The organism is Microtetraspora sp. NBRC 16547 (genome assembly GCF_030268965.1).
In the GTDB taxonomy this organism is placed as follows: Bacteria; Actinomycetota; Actinomycetes; order Streptosporangiales; family Streptosporangiaceae; genus Microtetraspora.
The window spans coordinates 1-26950 of the sequence record NZ_BSSE01000038.1; the positions used below are offsets into that span (position 1 = coordinate 1).

Annotated in this window: 23 protein-coding genes; 18 read left to right on the forward strand and 5 right to left on the reverse strand. The window is 71.4% G+C overall.

Annotated elements, in window-relative coordinates; genetic code table 11:
* Positions 1 to 205 precede the first annotated feature (205 nt).
* The 9 genes from QSK17_RS32430 to QSK17_RS32465 all read left to right on the forward strand — a co-directional run bounded on the left by QSK17_RS32430 (position 206) and on the right by QSK17_RS32465 (position 10168).
* Complete coding sequence (locus QSK17_RS32430) at positions 206 to 571, forward strand: hypothetical protein (protein ID WP_285709740.1); 366 nt, start codon at positions 206 to 208, stop codon at positions 569 to 571.
* A 73-nt stretch (positions 572 to 644) separates the two neighbouring features.
* On the forward strand, positions 645 to 746 hold the full coding sequence (locus QSK17_RS36340) for a hypothetical protein (protein WP_352231884.1): 102 nt from the start codon (positions 645 to 647) through the stop codon (positions 744 to 746).
* Positions 731 to 1585 (forward strand): M55 family metallopeptidase, encoded by an 855-nt coding sequence (locus QSK17_RS32435; protein WP_285709741.1) that lies wholly within the window; start codon positions 731 to 733, stop codon positions 1583 to 1585. Before QSK17_RS36340 ends, QSK17_RS32435 begins: the two co-directional genes overlap by 16 nt.
* A gap of 127 nt (positions 1586 to 1712) precedes the next feature.
* A complete protein-coding gene (locus tag QSK17_RS32440; protein WP_285709742.1) occupies positions 1713 to 2225 on the forward strand; it encodes a YbaK/EbsC family protein in 513 nt (170 codons plus the stop codon).
* A 106-nt stretch (positions 2226 to 2331) separates the two neighbouring features.
* A complete protein-coding gene (locus tag QSK17_RS32445; protein ID WP_285709743.1) occupies positions 2332 to 4524 on the forward strand; it encodes a serine/threonine-protein kinase in 2193 nt (730 codons plus the stop codon).
* 12 nt (positions 4525 to 4536) lie between these two features.
* Complete coding sequence (locus tag QSK17_RS32450; RefSeq protein WP_285709745.1) at positions 4537 to 6510, forward strand: serine/threonine-protein kinase; 1974 nt, start codon at positions 4537 to 4539, stop codon at positions 6508 to 6510.
* 70 nt (positions 6511 to 6580) lie between these two features.
* A complete protein-coding gene (locus QSK17_RS32455) occupies positions 6581 to 7858 on the forward strand; it encodes a serine/threonine-protein kinase (protein ID WP_285709747.1) in 1278 nt (425 codons plus the stop codon).
* Between the two features lie 566 nt (positions 7859 to 8424).
* On the forward strand, positions 8425 to 9204 hold the full coding sequence (locus QSK17_RS32460) for an electron transfer flavoprotein subunit beta/FixA family protein (protein WP_285709749.1): 780 nt from the start codon (positions 8425 to 8427) through the stop codon (positions 9202 to 9204).
* A 10-nt stretch (positions 9205 to 9214) separates the two neighbouring features.
* Positions 9215 to 10168, forward strand: a complete 954-nt coding sequence (locus QSK17_RS32465; RefSeq protein ID WP_285709751.1) for an electron transfer flavoprotein subunit alpha/FixB family protein — start codon at positions 9215 to 9217, stop codon at positions 10166 to 10168.
* Between the two features lie 109 nt (positions 10169 to 10277).
* On the opposite strand, the gene QSK17_RS32470 is transcribed toward QSK17_RS32465, so the two are convergent.
* The 3 genes from QSK17_RS32470 to QSK17_RS32480 form a co-directional block, all read right to left on the reverse strand.
* A complete protein-coding gene (locus QSK17_RS32470) occupies positions 10278 to 10955 on the reverse strand; it encodes a rhomboid family intramembrane serine protease (protein ID WP_285709754.1) in 678 nt (225 codons plus the stop codon).
* A 73-nt stretch (positions 10956 to 11028) separates the two neighbouring features.
* Positions 11029 to 12216: an MFS transporter gene (locus QSK17_RS32475; protein ID WP_285709756.1), complete on the reverse strand. Its 1188-nt coding sequence runs from the start codon at positions 12214 to 12216 to the stop codon at positions 11029 to 11031.
* A gap of 284 nt (positions 12217 to 12500) precedes the next feature.
* Positions 12501 to 12992 carry a TetR/AcrR family transcriptional regulator gene (locus QSK17_RS32480; protein WP_285709758.1) on the reverse strand — a complete coding sequence of 164 codons (492 nt, stop codon included), beginning with the start codon at positions 12990 to 12992 and terminating at the stop codon, positions 12501 to 12503.
* Between the two features lie 103 nt (positions 12993 to 13095).
* On the opposite strand from QSK17_RS32480, the gene QSK17_RS32485 reads away from it, so the two are divergent.
* Positions 13096 to 14250: a cysteine desulfurase family protein gene (locus QSK17_RS32485; RefSeq protein ID WP_285709761.1), complete on the forward strand. Its 1155-nt coding sequence runs from the start codon at positions 13096 to 13098 to the stop codon at positions 14248 to 14250.
* A 20-nt stretch (positions 14251 to 14270) separates the two neighbouring features.
* On the opposite strand, the gene QSK17_RS32490 is transcribed toward QSK17_RS32485, so the two are convergent.
* The gene (locus tag QSK17_RS32490; RefSeq protein ID WP_285709764.1) at positions 14271 to 15308 is read right to left on the reverse strand and encodes a DUF695 domain-containing protein; all 1038 of its coding nucleotides are present in this window, start codon (positions 15306 to 15308) and stop codon (positions 14271 to 14273) included.
* 384 nt (positions 15309 to 15692) lie between these two features.
* Here QSK17_RS32490 and mnmA point away from each other — a divergent pair, with 384 nt between their 5' ends.
* Positions 15693 to 16766 (forward strand): tRNA 2-thiouridine(34) synthase MnmA, encoded by a 1074-nt coding sequence (gene mnmA, locus QSK17_RS32495; RefSeq protein ID WP_285709766.1) that lies wholly within the window; start codon positions 15693 to 15695, stop codon positions 16764 to 16766.
* Positions 16767 to 16878: 112 nt separating this feature from the next.
* Here mnmA and QSK17_RS32500 read toward each other — a convergent pair whose 3' ends face one another.
* The gene (locus QSK17_RS32500; RefSeq protein ID WP_285709769.1) at positions 16879 to 17511 is read right to left on the reverse strand and encodes an MBL fold metallo-hydrolase; all 633 of its coding nucleotides are present in this window, start codon (positions 17509 to 17511) and stop codon (positions 16879 to 16881) included.
* A gap of 18 nt (positions 17512 to 17529) precedes the next feature.
* On the opposite strand from QSK17_RS32500, the gene QSK17_RS32505 reads away from it, so the two are divergent.
* From QSK17_RS32505 to gatB, 7 genes are all read left to right on the forward strand, one after another.
* Entirely contained in the window at positions 17530 to 18561 is a 1032-nt protein-coding gene (locus QSK17_RS32505) for a methionine synthase (RefSeq protein WP_285709771.1), read from the forward strand.
* 109 nt (positions 18562 to 18670) lie between these two features.
* Positions 18671 to 20851, forward strand: a complete 2181-nt coding sequence (gene ligA / locus QSK17_RS32510; RefSeq protein WP_285709773.1) for an NAD-dependent DNA ligase LigA — start codon at positions 18671 to 18673, stop codon at positions 20849 to 20851.
* 335 nt (positions 20852 to 21186) lie between these two features.
* Entirely contained in the window at positions 21187 to 23310 is a 2124-nt protein-coding gene (locus tag QSK17_RS32515; RefSeq protein WP_502889334.1) for a putative bifunctional diguanylate cyclase/phosphodiesterase, read from the forward strand.
* A gap of 110 nt (positions 23311 to 23420) precedes the next feature.
* On the forward strand, positions 23421 to 23720 hold the full coding sequence (gatC, locus tag QSK17_RS32520) for an Asp-tRNA(Asn)/Glu-tRNA(Gln) amidotransferase subunit GatC (protein ID WP_285709778.1): 300 nt from the start codon (positions 23421 to 23423) through the stop codon (positions 23718 to 23720).
* Positions 23717 to 25210, forward strand: coding sequence for an Asp-tRNA(Asn)/Glu-tRNA(Gln) amidotransferase subunit GatA (gene gatA / locus QSK17_RS32525; protein ID WP_285709781.1), 1494 nt, complete (start codon positions 23717 to 23719; stop codon positions 25208 to 25210). The genes gatC and gatA overlap by 4 nt, the downstream gene beginning before the upstream one ends.
* A 40-nt stretch (positions 25211 to 25250) precedes the next feature.
* Entirely contained in the window at positions 25251 to 25400 is a 150-nt protein-coding gene (locus QSK17_RS32530) for a hypothetical protein (RefSeq protein ID WP_285709783.1), read from the forward strand.
* Positions 25401 to 25430: 30 nt separating this feature from the next.
* Positions 25431 to 26936: an Asp-tRNA(Asn)/Glu-tRNA(Gln) amidotransferase subunit GatB gene (gatB, locus tag QSK17_RS32535; RefSeq protein ID WP_285709785.1), complete on the forward strand. Its 1506-nt coding sequence runs from the start codon at positions 25431 to 25433 to the stop codon at positions 26934 to 26936.
* Positions 26937 to 26950: the final 14 nt, after the last annotated feature.

A 26950-nucleotide genomic window follows, 5' to 3' on the forward strand; every position in this document is an offset into this window, starting at 1 on the left:
TGGCCCGGATCGAGCGACACGAACAGAAAGAGTTCGACTCCCAGCAGCACGATCACTGCGAGCAACAGCCTGACGTGCTCGACGTCGCGGCGTAACCCCCGAGGGATTTACGGACATGACCACTAAGTCGGCGCGGGCCGGCAAATAAATAGACTCCGAAAATTGCCAGACTTTGCCGCTATGGTGTCGGTTTATGCGGTTTGTCATGCGCCTGATTCCTTCACGACTCCGCCGGGCGGTGCGTTCCCGGATAGATGCGCGATACGTCACCAAGGCGGAACACCGGAAGGACATCAAGGACACCCTGTGGGAGGTCCAGCTGCTGCGCAGAGAGGTCGTGTCGCTGCGCGGTGAGGTCGATCGGCTCCGGCAGGCGATCATCACTCCGCCGAAGGCACCCGAACCCGATCCCAGGGGAGCGGACGCGCACCGGCTCGCGACCGAGACCGCCGAAGCCCTGGACCGCCTCCTGCAGAACGAGATACTCGTGTGGCAGGCGATCGACGCGCTCAGGGCCGAGCTCAGGACCGAGTTCCGGGCCCGGGCGACCGTGGCCGCGGACGCGGAGTAGCGGCCGCGGTGCGCGTCACCTGGCCGAACACTCTGACCGTGAGGGCCACTGCTGTCCCCCCGCGATCGACGAGATCCCGGAGCCGTGGCGGGAGCGGGTTTCCGCTTATATGGAAGGCATCGGCCTGATGACCCCGGACGAGAGCGCCCGGGCGGAGAAATGGGGGGCCAGTTGAAGATCTATCTGTCCGTGGACATGGAAGGCGTGACCGGTCTCACGGACCCCGAGGAGATGCGCGCGGGCGGCCGCGGATACGAGCGCGGCTGCGAGCTGATGACGGGCGACGCCAACGCCGTCGTCGCGGGCGCCTTCGACGCCGGCGCCGAATCCGTTCTCATCAATGACGCCCACGGGTCGACCAAGAACCTGCGGATCGACCTGATCGACCCCCGGGCGACGCTCATCCGCGGCCCGGGCAAGCCGCACCGGATGGGGCAGGGGCTCACCACGGACTTCGCCGCCGCCTGTTTCGCCGGGTACCACGCGCGGGCCGGCGTACAGCACGGCGTGCTCAACCACACCTGGATGGGCAAGGAGATCCAGAACGTCTACCTCAACGGCGAGATCTGCGGGGAGACCCGGCTGGTCGCGGGCTTCGCCGGTTCGCTGGGCGTCCCCGTCGCACTGGTCACCGGCGATGAGGCCGTCTGCGAGGAGGCGCGCGAGCTGCTCGGCGACGTGGAGACCGTGGCCGTCAAGAAGGGCGTGGACCGCTTCTCCGCCGAGCTGCTGCCGCCGAGCGTCGCCCAGGGCCGCATCAGGGAGGCGGCGACGCGGGCGGTCGGCAGGCTGGCCGACTTCCGGCCGTACGTCGTGGCTCCGCCGTACACGCTGGGGGTCGAGTGGAACTCGACCGCGATCGCCGCGGGCTGCGGGCTGGTGCCCGGCACCCGGCAGGTCGGTCCCCGGCACACCGAGTTCAGCACGGACGACTACCACGAGATCATGGCGCTTTTCGGCATCTTCGCCATGATCGCCGGATCGGTCGCATGTGGCAGCGGCATCTACGGCTGAGGCGGACCTGCTGGCGGCCGGCTCGGCGCCGCCGGAGGCGCGGGCGCGATATGCCGGGAGCGTTCGAGTCCGCCCGTAAGGTGGTCACCCAACCGCACGAGACGAACGCGTGTTGAAGGAGTCCTTGATGCTCGACTGGGTGCCCGTCGCCGACCGGATCGACCTGCTCGCTGCCCCCGTGGCGAAAGCCGTGCCGGAGGTCGGCGTGGACCTGAAGGTCGCCGAGATCGATCCCGCGCTCTCGGACACCGCCGCGTTCTGCGCGCGGTACGGCGTGGCCATGGAGGACTCGGCCAACTGCGTGATCGTCGCGGGTAAGCGGGGCGGCGAGATCCGGTACGCCGCGGTCCTTGTCCTCGCCGACGACCGGGCGGACGTGAACGGCGTCGTCCGCAGGCACCTGGACGTCCGCAAGGTCTCCTTCGCCCCGCAGGAGGAGGCCGTCGAACTCACCGGCATGGAGTACGGCGGCATCACCCCGATCGGGCTTCCGGCGGACTGGCCGGTGCTCGTGGACGAAAACGTGACCAGGCGTGACTTCATCGTGATCGGAAGCGGCGTCCGCCGCTCCAAGCTGGCGCTTTCCGGCAAGGCGCTGGTCGAGGCGACCGGTGCGGAGGTGCTCTCCCTCGCCATGTGACGTCCGCGCGGGAAACCGAATGGCTGTTCCATGCGTTGTCACGAGCAGGAATGTGGCGCGTTGGTTCAGTCATGGGCGGTGCTTTAGTCGGTATGGTGCTTACGCCATGAATCAGGACGACCGACTGGGCCCCTACCGGCTGCTACGGCGGCTCGGTGAGGGCGGCATGGGCGTGGTCCACCTCGCCCTTGACCCGCACGGGAGGCAGGTGGCCGTCAAGGTCCTGCGCCCGGAGGTCACCCAGGACGACCTCGCGCGCAGGAGACTGTCGCGCGAGGTCGAGACTATGCGGCGGGTGCGCAGCGCGTACATCGCGGAGGTCCTCGACGCGGACGTGACCGGCCCCCGGCCCTACATCGTGACGCGGTACGTGCCGGGCCGTCCCCTGGACGAGGTCGTCAAGCAGGACGGCCCGCTCTCCGTGGACGCCCTGCTGCGGGTGGCGAGCGGCGTGGCCGAGGCGCTCGCCGCCGTGCACGGCGCGGGAGTGATCCACCGTGACCTGAAGCCCGGCAATGTGCTCATGCTCGACGGGTGGCCGGTCCTGATCGACTTCGGCATCGCCCAGGCGGTGGACGCCACGCGACTCACCCAGACCGGCATGTTCATCGGGACGCCCGGCTATCTCGCGCCCGAGATCATCGAAGGGCACGAGGCCGGCCCCGAGGTGGACGTGCACGCCTGGGCGGGCACCCTGCTCTACGCCGCCACCGGCCTGCCGCCCTTCGGCAAGGGCACGCTGGAGATGATCTTCTACAACATCACCTCCGGCAAGGCCAACGTCAGCGCCGCTCCCGCGCTGATCCAACCGGTGCTGCGCGCGGCGCTCCAGCGCGATCCGGCCAAGCGCCCGACCGCCGCCGAGCTGACCCGGCAGATCGCCCAGCTCATGACGCGCGGCGACAGGCCGCGCGTGCCCGACGAGATTGTCACGGTCCCGAACGTCGACGAGACGACCGGCCGGCCGGTGCCCGTCATCGGCGTCCCCGGGCAGCCCGGCCCGGGCCAGGGCACGTCGCCTTCGGGCGCGCAGCCGGGCACGCCGCGATGGCGGCCGCCCACGCCGTCCCCCGCCTCGCCCTCGGTCCCGCCCTCGGGCCCGCCCGCCCCGGTGACGGCCACTCCGGCTCCGGCCACGCCTCCGGCGGAGGAGTTCGTCTCGCTGCTCGGCGACTCCTCGTCGCCCGGCGACCCGTTTCCCACCGTGCGGGTGACCGGCGAGGACCTGCGCCGGGCGGGCCTCTCCTCCGGTGGTGCGATCCACCCCGACGACGCGCCGACGCGCATGGCCCCGCCCAGGACCCCGTCCGGGACGCCGCCTGTGACCCCACCCGCCATGACCCCGCCCGCCATGACCCCGCCCGCCGTGACCTCGCACCCCGTGACGCGGCAGCCTGTGCCGCCGCCGTCGGTGACACCGCCCCCTGTGACGCCGCCTCCCGTGAGCCCGCCGTCCCAGACGCCCTGGCCGCCCGCTCCGACGACCGGCGAGACGGACGTGCCCACCCGCCGGGTCAGGCCGGAGGAGCTCCGGGGCGCCTATCCCCAACAGGCGTTCTACGAGCAGGCACCCGAGATCTACGAGCAGACGCCGCAGGTCAACCAGCCCCATCCGGCGCCCTTCCAGCCGACGGTGCGCGTGCCGCCTCCTCCTGTGGCCGCCGCCGGGTCGGCGCCGGCCACGCCGCTCCAGCGCTCCAAGGCGTACGGCGTGGCCGGTGCGATGCTGCTGATCCTGGTGGTCGCCCTCGCGGTCATTGCGCCGCTGCTCGTCACCCTGGTGGCGCTGCCGGCCACGATCCTGCTCCGTGCGGCCGACATCGCGCAGCCGCAGCTGAACGGCCGCAGGCCGCCGGCGGCCGCGGCGACGGACGTGCTGCGCGTGCTCGGCCAGCCGGCCGTGCTGCTCAAGTCGATCGGCATCACGATCGCGCTGGTGCCGTACGGGGTGGTCCTCGGTCTTCCGGTGACGCTGCTGCTCACCGTGCTCGTCACGAAGATGTCCACGCTCGACGCGCTGAGCTGGGGGATCGCCGTGGCGCTGTGGACGGTGTGCGCGGGACCGGGTGTGGAGGGCCCGAGCCGGCAGATGCGGCGCACGCTCGCGTCGCTGGTGCCGACGAGAAGTGCGGCGATGGCGCTGGCCTGGGGGGCCGGGGCCGTCGCCACGGTGGTGACGGCGATTGCGCTGACCGGGCTGATGGGTAAACAGGTAGGGGGACACTTCATGGGTCCCGTCAACGTGCCCTCGGTGGTGCAGGACCTGAACCAGTTGCGTAACAAAGCAGGGAATCAGTGACGGGGGACGGACATGTCGGCGACTGAGGCTCCAGAGCGGATCGGCCCTTACCGGCTGCTCCGCCAACTCGGCGAGGGCGGCATGGGGGTGGTCCACCTCGGCTTGGACGAGGAGGGGCGCGAGGTCGCCGTCAAGGTGCTGCACCAGCACGTGGCCTCCGACCTCAAGGCACGTGATCGGCTCACCCGCGAGGTCGAGACCATGCGGAGGGTACGCAGCCCCCGCGTCGCCGAGGTGCTCGACGCCGACCTGATCAGCGACACGCCGTACATCGTGACGAGGTACGCCCCCGGACGGACGCTGGAGCAGGCCGTCGTCGAGGACGGCCCGCTGCCGGACGACGACGTCATCCGGCTGGCCCGCGGCCTGTGCGAGGCGCTGGTCGCCATCCACGCCGCCGACGTCATCCACCGCGACCTCAAGCCGGCCAACGTGATGCTCGTCGACCGCGAGCCGCTGGTGATCGACTTCGGCATCGCGCACCTGGTGAACGCCACCCGGCTGACCCAGACGGGCATGTTCGTCGGCACCCCCGGCTACCTCGCACCCGAGATCATCAGGGACACCGAGATCACCCAGGCGGCCGACGTGCACGCGCTGGCCGCGACCGTCTTCTTCGCGGTGTCCGGCAAGCCGCCGTTCGGGTCGGGCACGTTCGAGTCGGTCTGCTACAACATCCTCGAAGGCAAGGCGCAGATCGATCTCGCGCCGCCGTGGCTGCACAGCTGGCTCCGGCTGGCGCTGGCCACCGACTCCGCGTCCCGTCCCAGTGCGGGGTCCCTTCTGCGGCTGTCGCGGGAGTTGGACCCGTCCGTGACCGTGCTCCAGGAGGTCGCCCGCGACGGCGGGACCCGGATCCTCGACGCGTCGGCGCTGAACGGGCACGTGCCGGACGACGGCACCAGAGTCCTCGACGACGCCGTCACCCCCGTCGGGCAGACCAGGCCGCCCGCGGCGCGGGAGGACGACAGCTACTCCGACCTGCTGCCTCCGGTGAACTACGTCGAGCCGGAGCGTCCCCGCTGGGAGCCGCGCCAGTCCAGGAAGTCGCCCGCCGCGGGGGTTCCGCCGCCCGTCACCGCGTACCCGCCGGGTCCGGGCCATCCGCCGCCGTACCAGCCGGGCCCGGGCCATCCGGCGCCGTACCCGCCGGGGCCCACGTATCCGCCGCCGTACCCGGACCAGAGGGTGGCGGGCTACCCGCCGGCGCCGACCGGCCCGGCCGTCCAAACCGCGCCGCCCGGCCCCCGGATCATGCCTCCGGCGCCGACCGACCCGGCCGCGCAGGCCCGGCCGTACGCCCCGGAGGAGGAGCGGCCGCGCTACCGCACCAGGCACCCGATCCTGGCCGGGCTGCTGCTCACCATCCTGGTGGCGCTGGCGTGCGTCCTGCCGGTGACCGTGAGCCTGTTCGCGATCGTGGCCGCGCTCTGCCTCCGCGTGGGGCACTACCTGCTCGGCGACCTGGCCGAGCGACGCTCGATACGCGGCAGCAGCGGGGCCGACCCGATCCTCGCCGTGCTGGGCACGCCATGGGCGCTGATCAAGTCGGCGTTCGCCACGCTCGTGCAGGTGCCGCTCGCGGCGATGTTCGGCATGTGCGTGTGGGGCGTGCTCGTCTACTTGGGCCACATGCACACCGATCCGGCCGCGGCCTACGCCGCGGGGGCCTTCGTGGCCGGGCTGTTCGTCCTGCCGGGCGGCGGCGCGCCGCGCAAGGCGGTCGCCCGCACGCTGACGGGCGCGATCCGCAGCCCCGGCGCGGGCATGGTCGTCGCGCTCATCCTCGGCACGGTGGCGTTCTTCGCGGTCATGACGGCGCTCTCCGCGGAACCGTCCTGGGCCCCGTGGCGCTCGCCGTCCGTGGCCATCGACGACATCGTCCGCACCCTGAAGGCGAGGGGACAGGACACCGTCGTCAACCTGATCGGCGGGCTGATCGGAGACATCACGAAGCGGATCGGTCAGGCGGTTCTCCCTTTCTAGACCTAACCAGTCCTTAGGGAGTCCTTTGGTACCGGTGGGGCACCATGGAATGGGGGGCGAAGGGAGCGGGATGGGGTCGCCGAACGGTGGACAGCTCGGGCCGTATCGCCTGCTTTCCCAGCTCGGGGCGGGCGGTTTCGGCGAGGTTCACCTGGCGCTCGACACCGAGGGGAGAACCGTCGCGGTCAAGGTCCTCCACCCGCACGTCGCCGCCGACTCGCTCGCCCTCACCCGCCTGGCCCGCGAAGTCGAGACCATGCGGAGGGTGCGCGGCCCCCACATCGCCGAGGTGCTCGACGCCTCCCTGAGCGGGCAGTACCCGTACATCGTCACCCGGTACGTCCAGGGCCGCCCGCTGAGTTCAGTGCTCGTCTCGGAAGGACCGGTCCACGGCGAGGACCTGCTGCGGCTCGCGCGCGGCCTCGCCGAGGCGCTGGAGTCGATCCACCGGGCGGGCGTGGTCCACCGCGACCTCAAGCCGGCCAACGTGATCCTCGCCGACCACGAGCCCTTCGTGATCGACTTCGGCATCGCCTGCGCGCAGGACGTGGCCTCGGTGACCGCGTCAGGCGCGGTCATCGGCACCCCCGGCTACCTGTCGCCCGAGGTCCTGGAGGGCGCCGAGGCAGGGCCGGAGGCCGACGTGTTCGCCTGGGCCGCGACGCTCGCCTTTGCCGCCTCGGGGCGGCAGCCGTACGGGAGCGGGCCGCCCGCGGCCGTCGCCTACCGGGTGGTGCACCACGAGCCGGACCTGTCCGGCGTGCCGGCCTGGCTCGTGCCGCTGCTGCGGGAATGCCTTCAGGGCGATCCCGGATCCCGGCCGACCGCCGCCGAGCTGGTGGCGCGGCTCGACTCGATCGCGCCGTCGGTCGCGGGCGGCGCGCCGTTCGGCCCGGCGCCGCTCCTCGCCGCCCCGGTACGGCGCGGCAGGGACGCGGCGCCGACCGCGATGGCCGAGATCGCCGGCGAGGCGACCAGGGAGTGGAGGCCCCGGCGGGTGAACCGGCAGCGGTCGATCGAGGAGGCCCGCGCCCGGCGCCGGGAGCGGATCCGCAGACGCTGGGTGATCGGGTCGGGCGTCTTCGCCGGGCTGGTCGCGGCCGCCGCGAGCCAGTACCTCCCGGAGCTCTCCCTCCTGATCCTCGTGCTGTACGGCGTGGGCGTCCTGATCGACGCGGGGCTCGGGCTGCTGGCGAAGTCGCGGACGAGAGTGCTCGTCGATCTCGCGGGCGGTGCCGGCGTGGTCGCCCTGTGGGCGGTGCTGAGCAGCGTTTTCAGCACGCTCACCCTGCTGCTCGCGGTGGGCGGCGTCCTCTTCCTCCTGACGATCATCGCCCTCGCCAGCTGATCGCGAGGGGCGCGGCAATCAAGCACCGCGAGGGGCGCGGCGGGGAAGTAACCGACGAGCGAGTGGGGAGCGAGGAACGAGCGACTCCGAGCGAGAAGGGCACGAGCCGCCTCAAGGGCGCCCCGAGCCCGCCGAGCGCAGCGAGGCAAGTAAGCACAGCGAGGGGCGCGGCGGGGAAGTAACCGACGAGCGAGTGGGGAGCGAGGAACGAGCGACTCCGAGCGAGAAGGGCACGAGCCGCCTCAAGAGCGCCCCGAGCCCGTCATGCCGGAGGCGTGGCCAAAGGGCACTGACCGTACCCCGCCAAAGCGCGTGGAACAAAGTTCGGTATGGTGTGGGAGCGGGCCTTCCGGTAACGAAGCGCACACCGGACGGAGTAGTACATCCTGGAGGTTTGCAGCGAAACTACCCGTGGGTAACATGTGGAGGCACCGGGCAATCCGCTCTCAGCCCGAGGCACCCGCTGTCATCACGCTCGCGGGCACCTGGCAGTCTGAGCGGGGCACGCGCATACCCCATGCGCGGCCACCGAGAGCCGTACGGAAACGGGAGGTCGGCCACCGGCCATGAACATCGTCGTCTGCGTGAAGCAGGTCCCCGACACTGCGACCGAGCGCAAGCTGAGGTCCGATGACAAGACGCTCGACCGTGACGCCGCCGACGGTGTCGTGAACGAGCTCGACGAGTACGCGGTCGAGGAGGCGCTGCGGCTCAAGGAAGCTCACGGTGGCGAGGTCACCGTTCTCACCATGGGCCCGGCCAAGGCGACCGAGACCATCCGCAAGGCGCTCGCCATGGGCGCCGACAAGGCCGTCCACCTGAGCGATGACGCGCTGCACGGCTCGGACGCCCTGTCCACGTCGTACGCCATGGCTCAGGCGCTGAAGAAGATCGGGTTCGACCTGGTCATCCTCGGCTCGGAGTCCACCGACGCCCGCACGGGCGTGCTCGCGGCGATGCTCGCCGAGCGGCTGGGCGCTCCGCAGCTCACCCTGGCGCGGAAGGTCGAGGTGAACGGATCGGCCATCACGATCGAGCGGCTCACCGACTACGGCTTCGACAAGGTCGAGGCCACGCTCCCCGCCGTCGTCTCGGTCGTCGAGAAGATCAACGATCCGCGTTACCCGTCCTTTAAGGGCATCATGGCCGCCAAGAAGAAGCCGGTCGAGACGCTCGGCATCGCGGACGCCTCCGTCGACGCCTCCGCGGTCGGCCTGGCCGCCGCCTACAGCGAGGTCGCCGAGTTCGCCGCGGCCCCGCCGCGCGCCGCGGGCACGGTTGTCAAGGACGAGGGCGACGGTGGTGTCAAGGCCGCCGACTTCCTCGCGTCGAAGAAGTTCATCTGAGGGGCCCGAGATGAGTGAGATCCTGGTTCTCGTCGAGCACGTCGACGGAGAGGTCAAGAAGGTCACCCTCGAACTGCTGACACTGGCCCGCACGCTGGGCGAGCCGTCGGCGGTGTGGGCGGGCCCCGGCTACTCGGAAACGGCCAAGGCCAAGCTGGCCGAGTACGGCGCCGACAAGGTCTACGTCGCCGGCAGCGACGAGATCGTCGACTACGTGGTGGCACCCAAGGCCGAGCTGCTCGCCCGGCTGGTGGCGGACAAGTCGCCCGCCGCGGTCCTGGTCGCCGCCACGTCGGAGGGCAAGGAGATCGCCGGCCGGCTCGCCGTCAAGACGGACTCCGGCGTGATCACCGACGCCGTCGGGCTCGGCGAGGGCTTCGTCGCCGACCAGTCGATCTTCGGCGGTGGCATCAACGTCCGCAGCCGGGTGACCAAGGGCACCCCGATCGTGGCGGTGCGTCCCAACTCCACCGCTCCCGTGGCCGCCGCCGGTGCGGGCGCCGAGGAGCAGGTCGAGGTCACCCCGTCCGACGCGGCCCGCGCCGCGAAGATCGTGGAGCGGGTCAAGGAGGAGAAGGGCGCGCGTCCGGAGCTCACCGAGGCCGCGATCGTGGTCTCCGGTGGCCGTGGCGTCGGCTCCGCCGATAACTTCGCCATCATCGAGAAGCTCGCCGACTCCCTCGGCGCGGCGGTCGGCGCCTCGCGTGCCGCCACCGACGCCAACTGGTACCCCCACCAGTTCCAGGTGGGCCAGACCGGCAAGACCGTGTCGCCGCAGCTCTACATCGCGGCCGGCATCTCCGGCGCCATCCAGCACCGGGCCGGCATGCAGACGTCCAAGACGATCATCGTGATCAACAAGGACCCTGAGGCTCCGATCTTCGAGATCGCCGACTTCGGTGTGGTGGGCGACCTGTTCCAGGTCGTCCCGCAGCTCACCGAGGAGATCGAGAAGCGCAAGTAACACCGCTCGACGGAACGGCGCCGCACGCATCGCGTGCGGCGCCGTCGCCGTGTCGGCCCCCGTTCCGCGCCGCCCGCGAACACCGGCAGGGTGTCAAACGCGCGGGGCCTCAGCGGGCGGAGCGCGGGGCGGCTCCCCGGGCGACCGCGACGACGCCCGCCATAGCCGCGCCGCCGAGGATGGCCGGGCCGTGCAGGTCCGCCAGTACGGCGAGCACGAGCCCCGTCGCCACGACGATCGCGGGGAACACCGGGAGCGGCAGCCGGTCCCGATGGGCGACCAGTTGCGCTCCCGCCGCGCCGATGACCACCGTGGCGACGATCACGGTGACGGAGCCGGCGAAGAGCCCGCCGACCAGAAGCAGGACGTAGAAGGCCGCCACGGATCCGGCGAACCGGTCCGCCCGCCCGAGCGCGACGGCCACGGCCAGCCCACCGGCCAGGCCGCACACCCCGATGGAGTTGCCCGCGTCCACCAGGCCGAGCCACGTGCCCGCCGCCTGCCCCGCGGCGGCGCCCGCCAGATAACAGGCGATCCAGCGGGCGGGCCCGAGGGCGCGCTCGGCGATGACGCCGAGCACCAGGAGCGAGGCGAGGTTGAAGGCGGCGCCGACCGCGCCACCGCCCTGGACCAGGAGTGAGGTCCCGAGCCGCCACCACTCGCCGTCCGCGATGCGAGCGGGATCGCGGCGCAGCGTGGTCTCCAGCGAGGGAAAGGCGAACTGCAGCAGGCTCGGGACCGCGGTGACGGCGAACACGGCCGCCGTGGCGGCGGGGAACTTCTTCACCCTCAAAGCGTGTCAAAGCCCCCGCGAACCCGGCAGGGGGAGATGTGGCCGTCTCCCCGGGACAAATGTCACCTCAGGCCGCGACCGGCAGCCGCTCCTCGGTCTCCACGCGGACCTCGGCGGGAGCCGTACGGGCTCTGGCGAGGAAGCGGGTCGCGACGGCGATGAGGATGCCGAGGACGACCGCGGTCACCATCGCCACGCGCAGGGACGTCGCGCCGGACAGGAAGCCGATCACCACGGGGCCGAGCAGCAGCCCGGCGTATCCCATGGCGCCCGCCTGCGCGATCGCAGGGCCGGGGGTGTCCGTGGCGGTTCCGGCCAGCGACAGGGCCAGCGGGGAGATCGTCGACACGGCGATCCCGACGAAGAGCATCGCGAACAGGGCGACGATCGCCGACGGCGCGACGACGACGACGGTGAAGGTCGCCGCCGTGGCGAGGCCCGAGAACCCCATCAGGCGCGCGGCGCCGAACCGCATCCGCAGCCGATCGCCGGAGAGCCGGGCGAGCAGCATGCCCGCCTCGAAGATCGGGTAGCCGAGCGCGGCCAGGGACTCGGGCGCCATGAGGGTGTCGCGGAGGAACAGCCCGTTCCAGTCCGCGACGACGCCCTCGACCATGAACGCGCCGAACGTGATCGCGCCGAGCAGGTAGACCACACCGGGCAGCCTGCGGCGCGGCCCCTTCGCCTCCGCGGCGACCCCGTCGGCCAGGTACGTACGGCTCAGCGCCACCGACGCGGGCAGCGCCAGCACGGCGACGATCGCCAGATGGGCGGTCAGGGACAGGCCGGCCGCGATGGCCGCGGTGCCGATCAGCCCGGCCGAGATCGCTCCCACGCACCAGCCGGCGTGCATGCCGCTCAGCAGCGGCCTGCCGTACGCGCGCTCGACGGTCGAGCCCTGGGCGTTCATGGCGACGTCGACGGCGCCGAACGTCATGCCGAAGAGCAGGGCGGCCCCGACCAGCAGGGGGAAGGACGGCGCGAGCCCGACGAGCAGGAGCGTCGCCGCGCAGAGGGGAGCGGCGACGCGCAGCACGCCTCCGCTGCCCGCTTTGGCCATGATCCCGCGCATGGACTGCATGGACAGCAGTGCACCGAGCCCCCACGCGAGCAGCGCGAGGCCGACCGATGACTCGGGGATGCCGAGCTTGTCGGTCAGGGCGGGGATGCGCACGGTGAACGTCCCGCACAGCAAGCCGCCGAGCACGAAGGTGAGGATCGCCCCCCAGCGGGCCGTCCTCAGGGCGCGGGTCATTATGGGCTCCTTTCAGGGGTGGGGAGGGTCTCCAGGGTGGAGAGTCTCGCAAGTTTCAGGTTTCGAGGGATGGGAGTGTGAGAGCGCGGCACGGCGCCGGGTGGCAGGCGGGCCGAGGTCACCCCGGCCCGCCTTGACGCGCGTTCAGGAACGTTCAATCACGTTCAGGTGCGAGCACGTTTACGTGCGTCCGAGCGCGCGGTGGAATGCGGGCGAACGTCACCCGGCCCGCGATCGAGGATCGAGGCGGGTGCGGTCCGCCGGTGGATGGTTGGAGAAGACGGTCAGAGAAGGTCGAGCAGGCGGCGGCGCAGCTCGGCGTGGTCGAGCAGGTCGGGCACGTGGGTGGCGACATCCCAGACGCCCTCGCACGCGAGCCGTACGATCCGGGACGTCATCGGGTCGGGCTCGCGGTCGAGATCCTGGCTGTGCCAGCGGGCCATCGCCTCGCGTAGCGGCACGAGGAGCGTGGGGTCGCCCGCCGCGCCGGTCACCACGGCCCAGCGTCTCAGCCGGCCGCTCTCGACGGCCTGGAAGGTCGCTTTCAGGTATGCCCGGGTGTAGTCGCTTTCGCCCTGTGCCTCGACGAGCGCGTCGAAGTCGGCGATCAGCCGCTCGATCAGGCCCTTGACCAGCGCTTCCTTGGTGCCGAAGTGGTAGAGGAGACCGCCCTTGCTGACGCCGGCGCGCTCTGCGACCGCGGCCAGGGTGAGGCCCTGGGCCCCCTGGTCGCAGAGCAGGCTCTCCGCCGCGTCAAGCAAGTCATCTCTTCTCACTCTGGTTACTGTACCGTCTGGACGGTTCAGTTCGCAATCCGGGGGGTGGCCTCTCCGCGGGCGCGGTTAGGCTTAGTTGGCTGTGGACAGATCGGGAGGGGTCGTGGGAACCGCGTATCTTGACCATGCCGCCACCACGCCGATGCTTCCCGAGGCAGTGGAGGCCATGACCGCGCAGCTCGGCCAGGTCGGCAACGCCTCGTCGTTGCACGCGGCCGGCCGGCGCACCCGCCGGGTCGTGGAGGAGTCCAGGGAGACCATCGCCTGCGCGGTGGGCGCCCGGCCCAGCGAGGTCGTCTTCACGTCCGGGGGAACCGAGGCGGACAATCTGGCGATCAAGGGCCTGTTCTGGGCGAGGAAACGACGTCGGATCCTGATCAGCGCCGTCGAGCATCACGCCGGCCTCGATCCGGCCCAGTGGCTGGCCGACCGGCAGGGGGCGACGGTCGAGCTGCTGGAGGTCGACGCGTACGGCCGGGTCCACCCCGAGACGCTGCGCGCCGCCATCGCCCGTGACCCGGACGACGTGGCCCTGGTCAGCGTGATGTGGGCCAACAACGAGGTCGGCACGATCCAGCCGGTCCAGGTCCTCGCGGCCATCGCGCACGACCACGGCATCCCGTTCCACACCGACGCCGTGCAGGCGCTCGGTCAGCTGCCGGTCTCGTTCGCCGAGTCCGGTGTGGACGCGATGACGATCTCCGGGCACAAGGTGGGCGGCCCCATGGGTGTCGGCGCGCTGCTGCTGGCCCGCGGAGTCGATCCCGAGCCCGTGCTGCACGGCGGCGGACAGGAGCGCGACGTGCGCTCAGGAACGCTCGACGCGCCCGCGATCGCCGGGTTCGCGGCGGCCGTGGAGACCGCGGTGAAGCACCGCCACGCCACCGCCGAACGGCTGTCCGTCCTGCGCGACGACCTGATCGACCGGGTACGGCAGGCCGTTCCCGACGTCATACTCAACGGCGATCCCGTGGATCGGCTGCCCGGGAACGCCCACTTCTCGTTCCCCGGGTGTGAGGGCGACGCGCTGCTCATGCTGCTGGACGCCAAGGGCGTGGAGTGCTCGACCGGCTCCGCCTGCTCGGCGGGGGTCGCCCAGCCGTCCCACGTCCTGCTCGCGATGGGACAGGACGGCGCGCGCGCCCGCGGCTCGCTGCGCTTCTCGCTCGGTCACACCTCGACCGAGGCGGACGTGGACCGCCTGGCCGAGGTGATCGGCAACGTCGTCGAGCGCGCCCGCCGGGCCGGGCTCACCTGATCCCCGGCGGTCAGGTCCGGTCAGGTAAGGAAGTGCGCGACGGCGCTCCACGACGGGTCGCTCTCGGCGTCGATCCGGGCGCGGCCCTCGCCCCAGCCGGAGACCAACTCCTCGATCTCCCGTACGACGTCGCCCGCCGAGTCGGCGTACACGTGCAGCACCCGGGTGCCCTCGGCGCTCAGGTGCGCCACGAGGACGGCTGAGCCGCCCGCGCCGAGCCGCCGGGCCAGCCGCTCCTCGAAGTCGCGCAGCGCGTCCACCGAGGCCCCCGCGGGCAGGCCGTCCTCGTCCGCGTACCCGTACGGCAGCGTGATGCCGATGTGCTGGTCGAAGAGCGGGTGGTCGACCGGGCGGAGGGGATACCGCGCGGCGGCGGTCAGGCGGCGGCCGCCGGCCGTCTGGCCTTCCAGCAGCGCCCACTGCTCGTCCCGGAAGCCGTCGGCGACGTCGGCGACCACGGCGGGGAGGTGGATCGCGGGGATCGCGTCGATGGGCTCGAACTCGGCCGCGACGATGTCGCCGATCCAGCGGGCAACCTCGTCCTCGCCGAGCAGTCGGTCGAGGGCGAGAAGGGTGGCCTCCATCCGCGTCTCGTCATCCACATCCGGAAATATCGGATGGAAGGCGGAAACGTCCACGCGGGGCGTCCCCGGCGGCACCCGCAGGCCGAGCACCATCCGATCGATGCCGAACGGCCGGCCCGCGACCTCGGCTGTGAACTCCGCCGCCTGAAGATCGGCCTGACGCGACGGAAGGAACTCCCACTCGGCGTCCGCCGGCGCCGCCAGCGCCCACCGGTGCACGAAGGACCGCAGCTCGGGATCTCCCGACGCGCTGACCACCAGGGCGTGCGGCGCCGTGAGCCCCGAGGCGATCTCCCAGATCAGTGACGGATGCAGCGCGGTCACGGCGCCGCCGATCAGTTCGTCGAGGCGCGCGGCGTCCCCCGCCTCGACCCCCGCGTCGATCTCGGGGCGGGCCTCCCGCCACCACGTCCAGAACTCGGTTATGGCCTCGGCCGGATCCGCCGGCTCGCTCTTGCGCCCGAACAGTCGCATGACCGCCGATCCTTCCAGGTCCCCCTTCCGGGTGCCAACGCGGTGCTGTGCTTACTTGCCTCGCTGCGCTCGGCGGGCTCGGGGCGCTCTTGAGGCGACTCGTGCCCTTCTCGCTCGGAGTCGCTCGTTCCTCGCTCCGCACTCGCTCGTCGGTTACTTCCCCGCCGCGCCCCTCGCGGTGCTTACTTGCCTCGCTGCGCTCGGCGGGCTCGGGGCGCCCTTGAGGCGGCTCGTGCCCTTCTCGCTCGGAGTCGCTCGTTCCTCGCTCCGCACTCGCTCGTCGGTTACTTCCCCGCCGCGCCCCTCGCTGTGCTTACTTGCCTCGCTGCGCTCGGCGGGCTCGGCCGATCGAGGGGGAACCGAAGACGGGTAGCCTGGAGGTCTATGGCTCTTCGTGTGCTGGCCGCCATGTCCGGCGGCGTCGACTCCGCCGTGGCCGCCGCCCGCATAGCCGAGGCCGGTCACGATGTGACGGGCGTCCACCTCGCGCTTTCGTCCAATCCGCAGTCCTATCGGACCGGGGCTCGGGGCTGCTGCACGATCGAGGACTCCCGGGACGCGCGGCGCGCGGCCGATGTAATCGGCATCCCGTTCTACATCTGGGACATGGCCGAGCGGTTCCACCGCGACGTCGTCGAGGACTTCGTCAGCGAGTACGCCGCGGGCCGCACGCCGAACCCGTGCCTGCGCTGCAACGAGAAGATCAAGTTCGAGGCGGTGCTCGACCGGGCGCTCGCGCTCGGGTTCGACGCGGTCGCCACCGGTCACCACGCCCGCCTGGTTGACGGCGTGCTGAGCAGGTCGGTCGATCCGGCCAAGGACCAGTCGTACGTCCTCGGCGTGCTCACCCGCGAGCAGCTCTCGCACGCGATCTTCCCCCTGGGCGACTCCACCAAAGCGCAGGTGCGCGAGGAGGCGGCCCGCAGGGGTCTCACCGTGGCCGACAAGCCGGACAGCCACGACATCTGCTTCATCGCCGACGGCAACACACGCGCGTTCCTCGCCGACCGCCTCGGCGCCTCCGAGGGCCCCATCGTGGACGCGCTCTCCGGCGAGGTCGTCGGGACCCACGCGGGCGCGTACGGCTACACCGTCGGCCAGCGCAAGGGCCTGCACATCGACCGGCCCGCCCCTGACGGGCGGCCGCGGTACGTGCTGTCGGTCGAGCCCGTCTCCAACACCGTGACCGTCGGCCCGCGCACCGCGCTCGAGGTCACCTCGATCGTCGCGACCCGGCCCATCTGGAACGGCCCGTCGGGCGAGCCGCGGGAGCAGATCGCCTGCACGGTGCAGCTCCGCGCGCACGGCGAGGTGTACGGCTGCCGCGCCCAGCTCTCCGGCGACGACCTGCACATCGAGCTCGACGCCCCGGCCACGGGTGTCGCGGCGGGCCAAGGTGCCGTGCTGTACGACGGCGACACCGTGATCGGCTCCGCCACGATCGCCGCGGCTTCCTGAGCCTCTGCCGCCGAGCCCTCTCCCGTCGGGCTTTCCCTCGGGCCGGAGCGCACCAGGCCGGAGCAGGCTGGGCCGCTCCGGCCGCCCGGACGGGCCGCGGCGGGTCGGCGGACTACGGAACGTCGACCGACTCGCCCACCGGGATGCGGCGGATGTCCGCCTTCTGCCTGTCGGACTCCAGGCCGAGCCAGTTGTCGATCAGCTTCTGGCCGATCTCGTTGACCAGGCCGTCATGTGTGGAGTACGCCCGGGCGGGACGCACCTCGCGGAGATAGGTGATCATCTCGCCCAGCTTGAGCCAGGGCGCGTTCGTGGGAACGAGCAGGGTCGGAACCTCCACTCCCGGTGAGGTCAGCGCGTCGCCGGGGTAGAAGACCTCCTCGTCGACCAGGAAGCCGACATTCTGCACGACGGGCATGTCCGGGTGGTTGACCTCGTGCCATTCGCCGATCACCTTCACGCCGAATCCGGCCGTGGTGAACGCGTCGCCGTCCCGCACCACCTGGACCTTGGCCGGGATCTCGCCGAGCTGGTCCGCGACCGCCTGGCAGGTCCAGATCTCCAGGTCGGGGCTCGCGGTCTTCAGCAGCTCCGCGTCGACGTGGTCGAAGTGCTCGTGGGTGATGAGCACGGCGTTCGCCCCGTCGAGCAGCGAGTTCCCGCTGAAGGCGCCCGGGTCGATGACCAGGGTGGTGCCGTCCTTCTCCAACCGCCAGCACGCGTGCCCGAGTTTGGTGAGTCTCATTCTCCCTAAGCTAGTGGCGTGCACGAGTTTCCATGGGCCGAGGCCACTGCCACCGGTGTCGGATCCCATCCGGGTGAGGACCACGTCGAGGCGCTCCGCGTGATCTTCGGCGAGCTGTCGATGCCGTACCTGCCCGAGCTGCCGGGCAGGGGAGTGGGCGCGGACATGATCGGCAGGTCCGCGTCGCTGCTGGTCGAGCTGCCCGTCGAGGTCCAGCCCTCCGGATGGCGGTTCACCGACCGGCCTGGACGCGATCTCAAGCGCGCCCGCGACCACCTCTCCCGCGACCTCGACGCCCTCGAAGAGGTCGCCCAGGGATACACCGGTCCGTTGAAGATCCAGGTGTGCGGCCCGTGGACCCTGGCCGGCGCGGTGGAACTGCGGCACGGCGACAAGACGCTCGCCGATCCGGGAGCCGTGCGCGACATGGTGGAGTCGCTCGCCGAGGGCGTGGCGGCGCACGTGGCGGAGGTGCGCAAGCGTGTGCCCGGTGCCGAGATCGTCCTCCAGCTCGACGAGCCGGGACTGCCCGGGGTGCTCGCGGGGACCGTGCGGACGGCGTCCGGTTTCGGGCGGCTGTCCGCCGTCGAGCCGATGCCGGCGGCCGAACGGCTCAAGACAGTCTTGCGCGCGGCCGGGCCCGCGCGAGGTGATGAGAACGGCTCCGGCCCCTTCACGATCGTGCACTGCTGCGCTCCGGAGGTCCCCTTCGAGGTCCTCCGTACGGCAGGCGTGCGCGGGATCTCCATCGACGCCGCGTTGCTGCGCCGCCGGGACGAGGACCACATCGGCGAGGCGATCGAGGCGGGCACGGCGTTCCTGCTCGGGGTCGTCCCCGGGAGGGACGCCCGGCTCCCGGACATCGGTGTGGTGGCCAGGCCCGCGACCGAGCTGTGGCGCAGGCTCGGGTTCGCGCCCGCGCGACTCGCTCAGCAGGTGGTGCTCACCCCCGCGTGCGGGCTGGCGGGAGCGTCCCCGGCCTACGCGCGGGCGGCGCTCGTCGCCTGTGCGAAGGCGGCCCGTGTGCTGCGGGAGGATCCCGGCGAGTAGCCGTTCTCCAGGGTGATGACGCGCCGGGGTGGAGCCCCGCCGGGAAGGTAGGAGCACGCCCTATGCTCCCGTAGCGTTCTTCCAGGGGCCGGTGATGGGGGGAGTTCGCATGGACGCCGAGGTCGAGGTCGCGCCGGCGGCGGTGCGGGAGCGGCACGCGGAGCTGGCGGAGCTGGCCGAGGAGGCCAACTGGCGTTACTACGTGCTCGACTCGCCGACGGTCAGCGACGCGCAATACGACGCGTGGATGCTCGAGCTCAGGGAGCTCGAGCAGGAGCATCCCGACCTGCGCACACCCGACTCGCCCACGCAGAAGGTCGGGGCGCCGATCTCGACGGAGTTCGCCGCGGTCGATCACCTCCAGCGGATGGAGAGCCTGGACAACGCGTTCGACGAGGACGATCTCACCGGTTGGCAGGCGCGGGCCGAGCGGCTGGCCGAGGCCGATCCCGGGCCCTACCTGTGCGAGCTCAAGATCGACGGCCTCGCGGTGGCTCTGCTGTACGAGAAGGGCCGCCTGGTCAGGGCGGCCACCCGGGGAGACGGGACAACCGGTGAGGACGTAACGCCCAACGTCCGCACGGTTCGCGGCGTGCCGCACCGCCTGACCGGCGACGACGTGCCCGACCGGGTCGAGGTGCGCGGCGAGGTGTTCCTCCCGGTCGAGGGTTTCAAGAAGCTCAACGAGCAGCTCATGGACGCCGGGCGGCCGCCGTTCGCCAACCCGCGCAACTCGGCCGCCGGATCGCTTCGGCAGAAGGACCCGCGCATCACGGCGCAGCGCCCGCTGCGGATGATCGTCCATGGCGTGGGCACGTGGGAGGGCGCCGAGCCGCCGGTGACCCAGTCGCAGATGTACGACCGGCTGGGCAGCCTCGGGCTCCCGGTCAGTGACAGATACCGGGTGGTCCAGAGCCTCGGCGAGATCCGCGAGTTCATCGAGTACTACAACGAGCACCGGCACGACCCTGAGTACGAGATCGACGGCGTGGTGGTCAAAGTCGACCGCGTCATCGTGCAGCGTCGGCTTGGCTCCACCAGCAAGGCCCCCCGGTGGGCGATCGCGTTCAAATACCCGCCGGAGGAGGTCACCACCAAGCTGCGCGACATCCAGGTGGGGGTGGGGCGCACCGGGCGCGTGACGCCGTACGGCGTGATGGAGCCCGTGGTGGTCGCCGGGTCCACCGTCGAGCGGGCCACCCTGCACAACGCGTCCGAGGTGGTCCGCAAGGGGGTCCTCATCGGCGACACCGTGGTGCTGCGCAAGGCGGGCGACGTGATCCCCGAGATCGTCGGCCCGGTGGTCGACCTCCGCACGGGGGGCGAGCGCGCGTTCGTCATGCCGACGCACTGCCCGGAGTGTGGCACCGAGCTCGCCTACGAGCGGGAGGGCGACGCCGACCTGCGCTGCCCCAACGCCCGCGCCTGCCCGGCCCAGCTCCGTGAGCGCATCTTCTTCGCCGCCGGGCGGAACGCGTTCGACATCGAGGGGCTGGGGTACGTCGCGGCCACCGCGCTCACTCAGCCGCTTCCCCCGCAGGAGCCGCCGGTGCGCACCGAGGCCGACCTGTTCGATCTCACCGCGGACCGGCTGCTGCCGATCAAGTCCGTCGTCCGCGATCCGGACACGGGCCTGGCCAAGGTCGATCCGGAGACCGGCGAGCCCAAGGTGGTGTCCTTCTTCGCCACGGTGTCCGGCGTGCCCAGTAAGAACGCCGAGAAGATGCTGGAGCAGCTGGAGCGGGCCAAGGACCAGCCGCTCTGGCGGGTTCTCGTCGCGCTCTCCATCCGCCACATCGGCCCGCCGACCGCGCGTGCCCTCGCCGAGGAGTTCCGGTCGCTCGACGCCATCGCCGGTGCCTCCGAGGAGGAGCTCGCCGCCGTCGAGGGCATCGGTCCCCGCGTCGCCGCCGCGATCAAGGACTGGTTCGCGGTCGACTGGCACCGCGAGATCGTCGACCGGTGGAAGGCCGCAGGGGTGCGGATGGCCGACGAGCCTCCGGCGGACCAGGGCCCGCAGACGCTCGACGGCCTGGCGTTCGTGGTGACGGGAACGCTCTCCGGGTTCACCCGTGACGAGGCGGGCGAGGCCATCACCAGCCGGGGCGGCAAGGTCACCAGCTCGGTCTCCAAGAAGACCAGCTTCGTGGTGGTAGGCGAGAACCCCGGCTCCAAATACGACAAGGCCGTGAAGCTCGGCGTGCCCATCCTCGACGACGCGGGGTTCCAGGTCCTGCTAGAGCAGGGGCCCCAGGCCGCCGAGGCCGTCGCCGCACGCGGGGAGGGCTGATCCCTCGGCCCCAGGCATGGGGAGGGCTGATCCCTCGGCCCCAGGCATGGGGAGGGTCCTCCCGGCGCCTCCCGCCTTGCCCGGGGAATCGAGGGGTAACGGTGATGTGAATTATTCACCCGCAAGTCGTACATCTCCTGCTTGACGCCGCGAAGGTGAAGAAGCGCAAGAAATCCGTAGTAACGGAACGTGCCCAACCGGTTTCGCGAAGTGGCCCAGAGGCCGTACCCTCCCATAGTGGCCTCTTGGGGGGTTTGATACCGATGACTGCGGCTTCCCGTAATCGCGTGCCGGCTTCCGCGATGCCGTCTTCCCGCGTCCGCGTCCCGATCGGCATGCCGTCGCCCGTGAGCTCCCCGCCGGGAGGCCGGGGGCCGACACCCGCGACCGCCTATCCGGCCAACACCCGCGACACCGGCCCGCGCCCCGGCTCGCCGTTGTGGAGCTACCTCGCCGGTGTCATCGCCGTCGGCTGCACCGCGCTGGTCGTGGCCCAGGTACGGCTGGGCGCGGACGAGCTGCTCCAGATCGGTCGCACACCGCTGTTCTGGATGCTGGCCGTCCTGGTGGTGCTCGGTGAGCTGCGGCCAGTCATGGTGAGCTCTTCTTCCCTGGTCGGGGGCACCCCCACGTCGACGATGTTCACCTTCGCGGTGCTGATGCACCACGGGTTGCCGATGGCGGCGCTGCTCCAGGCGGTCGCGGTGATCGTGAGCGGCCTGGTCAACCGCAGGGCCTGGCACCGGGTGGCGTTCAACATCGCGCAGGTGACCCTGGCCTGCACGGCCGCGGCCGTGATGCTCGGCGTGTTCGGCATCCATCCGACCCCCCTCGTGCCGTGGACGCCGCATGGTCCCGACATCCCCGCCATCGTCCTCTCCGGCGTCGCCTACTTCGCCGTGCGCGGCTTCCTCGTCTCCGCCGCGGTCGCCCTCCACGAGCGACGGCCCGTGCTCCGGGTGATCAGGGGGTCCATCGGGCCGCAGGCCCTCGTGTACAGCGCGCTGCTCGGGCTGGCGCCGCTGGTCGTCGTGGTCATGACCCACTCGCCGGCGCTGGTGCCGCTGTTCGTGGCGCCACTGGCCGCGGTCTACTTCACCGCCACCCTGTCGATGCGCCGCGATCACCAGGCCATGCACGACGGCCTGACCGGTCTGCCCAACCGCAAGATGCTGATCCTGCGCACCGAGGAGGCGCTGGCCGAGGCCCGCGAGCAGGAGCGTGTCGGCCTGCTGCTGCTCGACCTCGACCGGTTCAAGGAGGTCAACGACACGCTCGGGCATCCCGTCGGGGACCACCTGCTGCAGATTGTCGCGCACCGGCTCACCCACAGCGTCCGGCCCGGTGACGTCGTCGCCCGGCTCGGCGGCGACGAGTTCGCCGTGCTGCTGCCGTCCATCAGGGACGCCCACGCCGCCAAGGAGGTCGCCTCGCGGCTGCGCGTGGCGCTCACCGAGCCCGTCCGTCTCGAAGGCATGACCTTCGACATGGACGCCTCGATCGGCATCGCGCTCTTCCCCGACGACGCGCCGGACTTCGAGCTGCTGCTCCAGCGCTCCGACGTCGCCATGTATGTCGCCAAGGAGAACCGCACCGGCGTCGAGTTCTACCTCGCCGACAAGGACCGCAACTCGCCGGAACGGCTGGGCCTGCTCGGCGACCTGCGACAGGCGATCGACACCGGCGCGCTGGACCTGCACTACCAGCCCAAGGTCAGCCTCGACGACGGCCAGGTCGAGGGCGTGGAGGCGCTGCTGCGCTGGTGGCATCCGGTACGCGGCCCGATCTCTCCGGGAGAGTTCGTCCCGCTGGCCGAGCAGTCATACCTCATGCGCGAGCTCACCAAACACGTCATCGACCAGGCGCTGAGGCAGGCGGCGGAGTGGTGGCACGCCGGCGTGGACGTCCCGATCTCCGTAAACGTTTCCGCGCGCGACCTGCTCGACTCGGGGCTCCCCGACCAGCTCGAAGCCGGGCTTGAGAGGCTGGAGTTGCCGGCGGAGGCGATCCGCCTGGAGGTCACCGAGCGCATCCTGATGACCGACCAGGCATACACCGCCGACACGATCCGCACGCTGGCCGGGCTGGGCGTGCAGCTCGCCCTCGACGATTTCGGCACCGGATACTCGTCCCTGGTCCGGCTCCAGCGGCTGCCCGTGTCCGAGGTCAAGATCGACGGGTCCTTCGTGCGGCGGCTGGGAGAGTCGGCCGACGATGAGCGGATCGTGCGCTCGATCATCGACCTGGTCCGCTCGCTGGGGCTCAGATCGGTCGCGGAGGGCGTCGAGTCCGGCGACATCGCCGCGCGGCTGCGCGAAATGGGGTGCCACTCCGGTCAGGGCTGGTGGCTGGCCGAGCCCATGCCCGCCGACGAGGCCACGGTCTGGCTGCGCGCCCGGCTCAGTCCCGCCTTCACCGCCCGCCCCAAGGACGTCGTACGGCTCGCGCCCGGCGGCTGACAGAGGGGGGCGGCGGCGCGCTGCCGGCGGTGGATAACGTCGGGCACGCTTGGTGACGAGCCCTAGGATGGCAGTGTCCACTCTCCATCCAGAAACGGGTTCGACGACTCATGTCCGCCATAACCCGCGACGAGGTCGCTCACCTCGCACGGCTGTCCAGGTTGGCGCTGGCCGACGAGGAGCTCGACCACTTCGCCGCCCAACTCGACCAGATCGTCGGCGCGGTGGCCCGCGTCGCAGAGGTCGCCGCCGACGACATCCCGCCGTCCTCGCACGCGCTTCCGCTGACCAACGTCTTCCGTCCCGACGAGATCCGGCCGAGCCTGGCCCCGGAGCAGGCCCTTTCCGGCGCGCCCGCCGTCGAGGACGACCGCTTCCGCGTTCCCCGGATTCTGGGGGAGGAGGCATGACAGAGCTGCTCCGCAAGACGGCCGAAGAGCTGGGCCGACTGATCGCCGCGCGCGAGGTCTCCGCCGCCGAGGTCGCCCAGGCCCATCTGGACCGCATCGCCGAGGTCGAGCCCAAGGTCAACGCGTTCCTGCACGTGAACGCCGACGCCGCGCTCGCGCAGGCGCGCGCGGTGGACGAGCGGATCGCCCGCGGTGAGAAGCTCGGCCCGCTGGCGGGCGTGCCGGTCGCGCACAAGGACGTCTTCACCACCACCGGCATGCCCACCACCGCCGGGTCGAAGATCCTGGAAGGCTGGCTCCCGCCGTACGACGCGACGGTGACGCGCCGCCTGCGCGAGGCCGGGCTGGTCATCCTGGGCAAGACCAACCTGGACGAGTTCGCCATGGGCTCGTCCACGGAGAACTCGGCGTACGGACCGACCCACAACCCGTGGGACCTCTCCCGGATCCCCGGCGGCTCGTCGGGTGGTTCGTCCGCCGCGGTCGCCGCGTATGAGGCGCCGCTGTCCACCGGCACGGACACCGGTGGCTCGATCCGCCAGCCGGCGGCGGTCACCGGCATCGTCGGCATGAAGCCGACCTACGGCGGCTCGTCCCGGTACGGCCTGATCGCGTTCGCGTCGTCCCTGGACACGCCCGGCCCCTTCGCACGGAACGTGCTCGACGCGGCGCTGCTGCACGAGGCGTTCTCGGGTCACGACGTGATGGATTCGACCTCGATCGCCGCCGAGGTGCCGCCCGTCGTGGAGGCCGCCAGGCAGGCCGACATCGCGGGCCTGCGCGTCGGCGTGGTCAAGGAGTTCGGCGGCGAGGGCTACCAGCCGGGCGTGCTCGCCCGGTTCCGCGAGGCGGTCGACCTGCTGGAGTCCCTCGGCGCCAAGGTCGTCGAGGTCTCCTGCCCGTCGTTCGGCTACGCGCTCCCGGCGTACTACCTGATCGCCCCCTCGGAGTGCTCGTCCAACCTGGCCCGCTTCGACGCCATGCGGTACGGCCTGCGCGTCGGCGACGACGGCACCCGCAGCGCCGAGGAGGTCATGGCGCTGACCCGGGCGGCCGGGTTCGGGCCCGAGGTCAAGCGGCGCATCATGCTCGGCACCTACGCCCTCTCGTCGGGCTACTACGACGCCTACTACGGGCAGGCGCAGAAGGTCCGCACCCTGATCGCGCGGGACTTCGACGCGGCCTTCCACCAGGTGGACGTGCTGGTCTCGCCGACGACGCCGACTACGGCGTTCCCGATCGGCGAGCGGGCCGACGACCCGATGGCGATGTACCTCGCCGACCTGTGCACGATCCCGACCAACCTCGCCGGCAACGCGGCGATCTCCGTGCCCTGCGGCCTGGCCGACGAGGACGGCCTGCCGGTCGGCCTGCAGATCATGGCGCCGGTGCTCGGGGACGACCGCTGCTACCGGGTCGGCGCCGCGGTGGAGAAGGCGCTGGAGGACCGCTGGGGCGGCCCGCTCCTGGCCAAGGCGCCCGCGCTTTAAGGAGCAGGACGCCCGCACATCAGAGGGGAGGAACGGCGGCGTGATCACCCACGTCGAGATCGACGGCTTCGCGCCCTTCGAGAGCGTGGCGGTCGACGTGCCGCCGTTCCGCGCCCCCACCGGTGGCCGAGGCCGCCGGCATCAGCGAACTGCGGAAGGTGCGCCTTCCAGCAATGGTGGAATGACATGATCGAGGCTCTGGAAGGACTGGGTAACCAGCATGGCCGATACTGAGACGCTCATGCCGTACGACGAGGCGCTGGAGCGCTTCGAGCCGGTGCTGGGGCTGGAGACGCACGTCGAGCTCGGCACCGCGTCGAAGATGTTCTGCGGCTGCCCGACCGAGTTCGGAGCGCCGCCGAACACGCAGGTCTGCCCGGTCTGCCTGGCGCTGCCCGGTTCGCTGCCGGTCGCGAACGCCGAGGCGATCGAGTCGACGATCCGGATCGGTCTGGCGCTGAACTGCTCGATCGCGGAGTGGTGCAGGTTCGCCCGGAAGAACTACTTCTATCCGGACATGCCGAAGAACTACCAGATCAGCCAGTACGACGAGCCGCTGTGCACCGACGGATACCTCGACGTCGTCGTGGACGGGCGGACCGTGCGGATCGAGATCGAGCGGGTCCACCTGGAGGAGGACACCGGCAAGTCGACCCACGTCGGCGGTTCCACGGGTCGCATCCACGGCGCCGACTACTCGATCGTGGACTACAACCGGGCGGGCATCCCGCTGGTGGAGATCGTCACCAAGCCGATCGCAGGCACGGACACGTTGGCTCCCGAGGTCGCCCGTGCGTACGTGACGGAGCTGCGGGAGCTCGTGCGCACGCTCGGCGTGTCCGACGTCCGCATGGAGGAGGGCTCCATGCGTTGCGACGTCAACGTCTCGCTGATGCCGCGCGGCTCCTCCGAGTGGGGCACCCGGACCGAGACCAAGAACGTCAACTCGCTGCGCAGCGTCGAGCGCGCGGTGCGGGGCGAGATCGAGCGCCAGGCGGCGATCCTCGCCGACGGCGGCCGGATCACCCAGGAGACCCGGCACTTCCACGAGGAAACCGGGCGGACCACGTCCGGCCGGTCCAAGGAGGAGGCGCAGGACTACCGCTACTTCCCGGAGCCCGACCTCCTGCCCATCGCCCCCGATCGCGAGTGGGTCGCCGCGCTCAAGGCCGCGCTGCCCGAGCTTCCGTCGGTGCGGCGGAGTCGGCTCCAGGCCGAGTGGGGCGTGTCCGACCTGGACATGGCCGCCATGCACAACGCCGATGCCATCGAACTCGTCGAGGCGACCGTGGCCGCCGGGGCTCCCGCGGCCGACGCACGGAAGTGGTGGATGGGCGAGCTGGCCCGCAGGGCCAACGAGGCCGGTACGGCCCTCGCCGAGCTGTCCATCACGCCCGCCGAGGTCGCGCGGGTGACCGAGCTGGTGGCGTCGGGCGCGCTGAACGACAAGCTGGCTCGGCAGGTGCTCGAAGGCGTGCTCGCCGGGGAGGGCTCCCCGGACGACGTCGTCGCGAAGCGCGGCCTCCAGATCGTCAACGACGAGGGCGAACTGTCGGCGATCATCGACAAGGTCCTCGCGGACAACGCCGACGCGGCGGACAAGGTCCGCTCCGGCAAGGTCGCCGCGGTGGGTGCACTGGTCGGCGGCGTCATGAAGGCCAGCCGCGGCAAGGCCGACGCGGCCCGGGCACGCGAGCTCATCCTGGAGAAGCTCGGCGTCTCCTGACCGCGTTCCGCTTC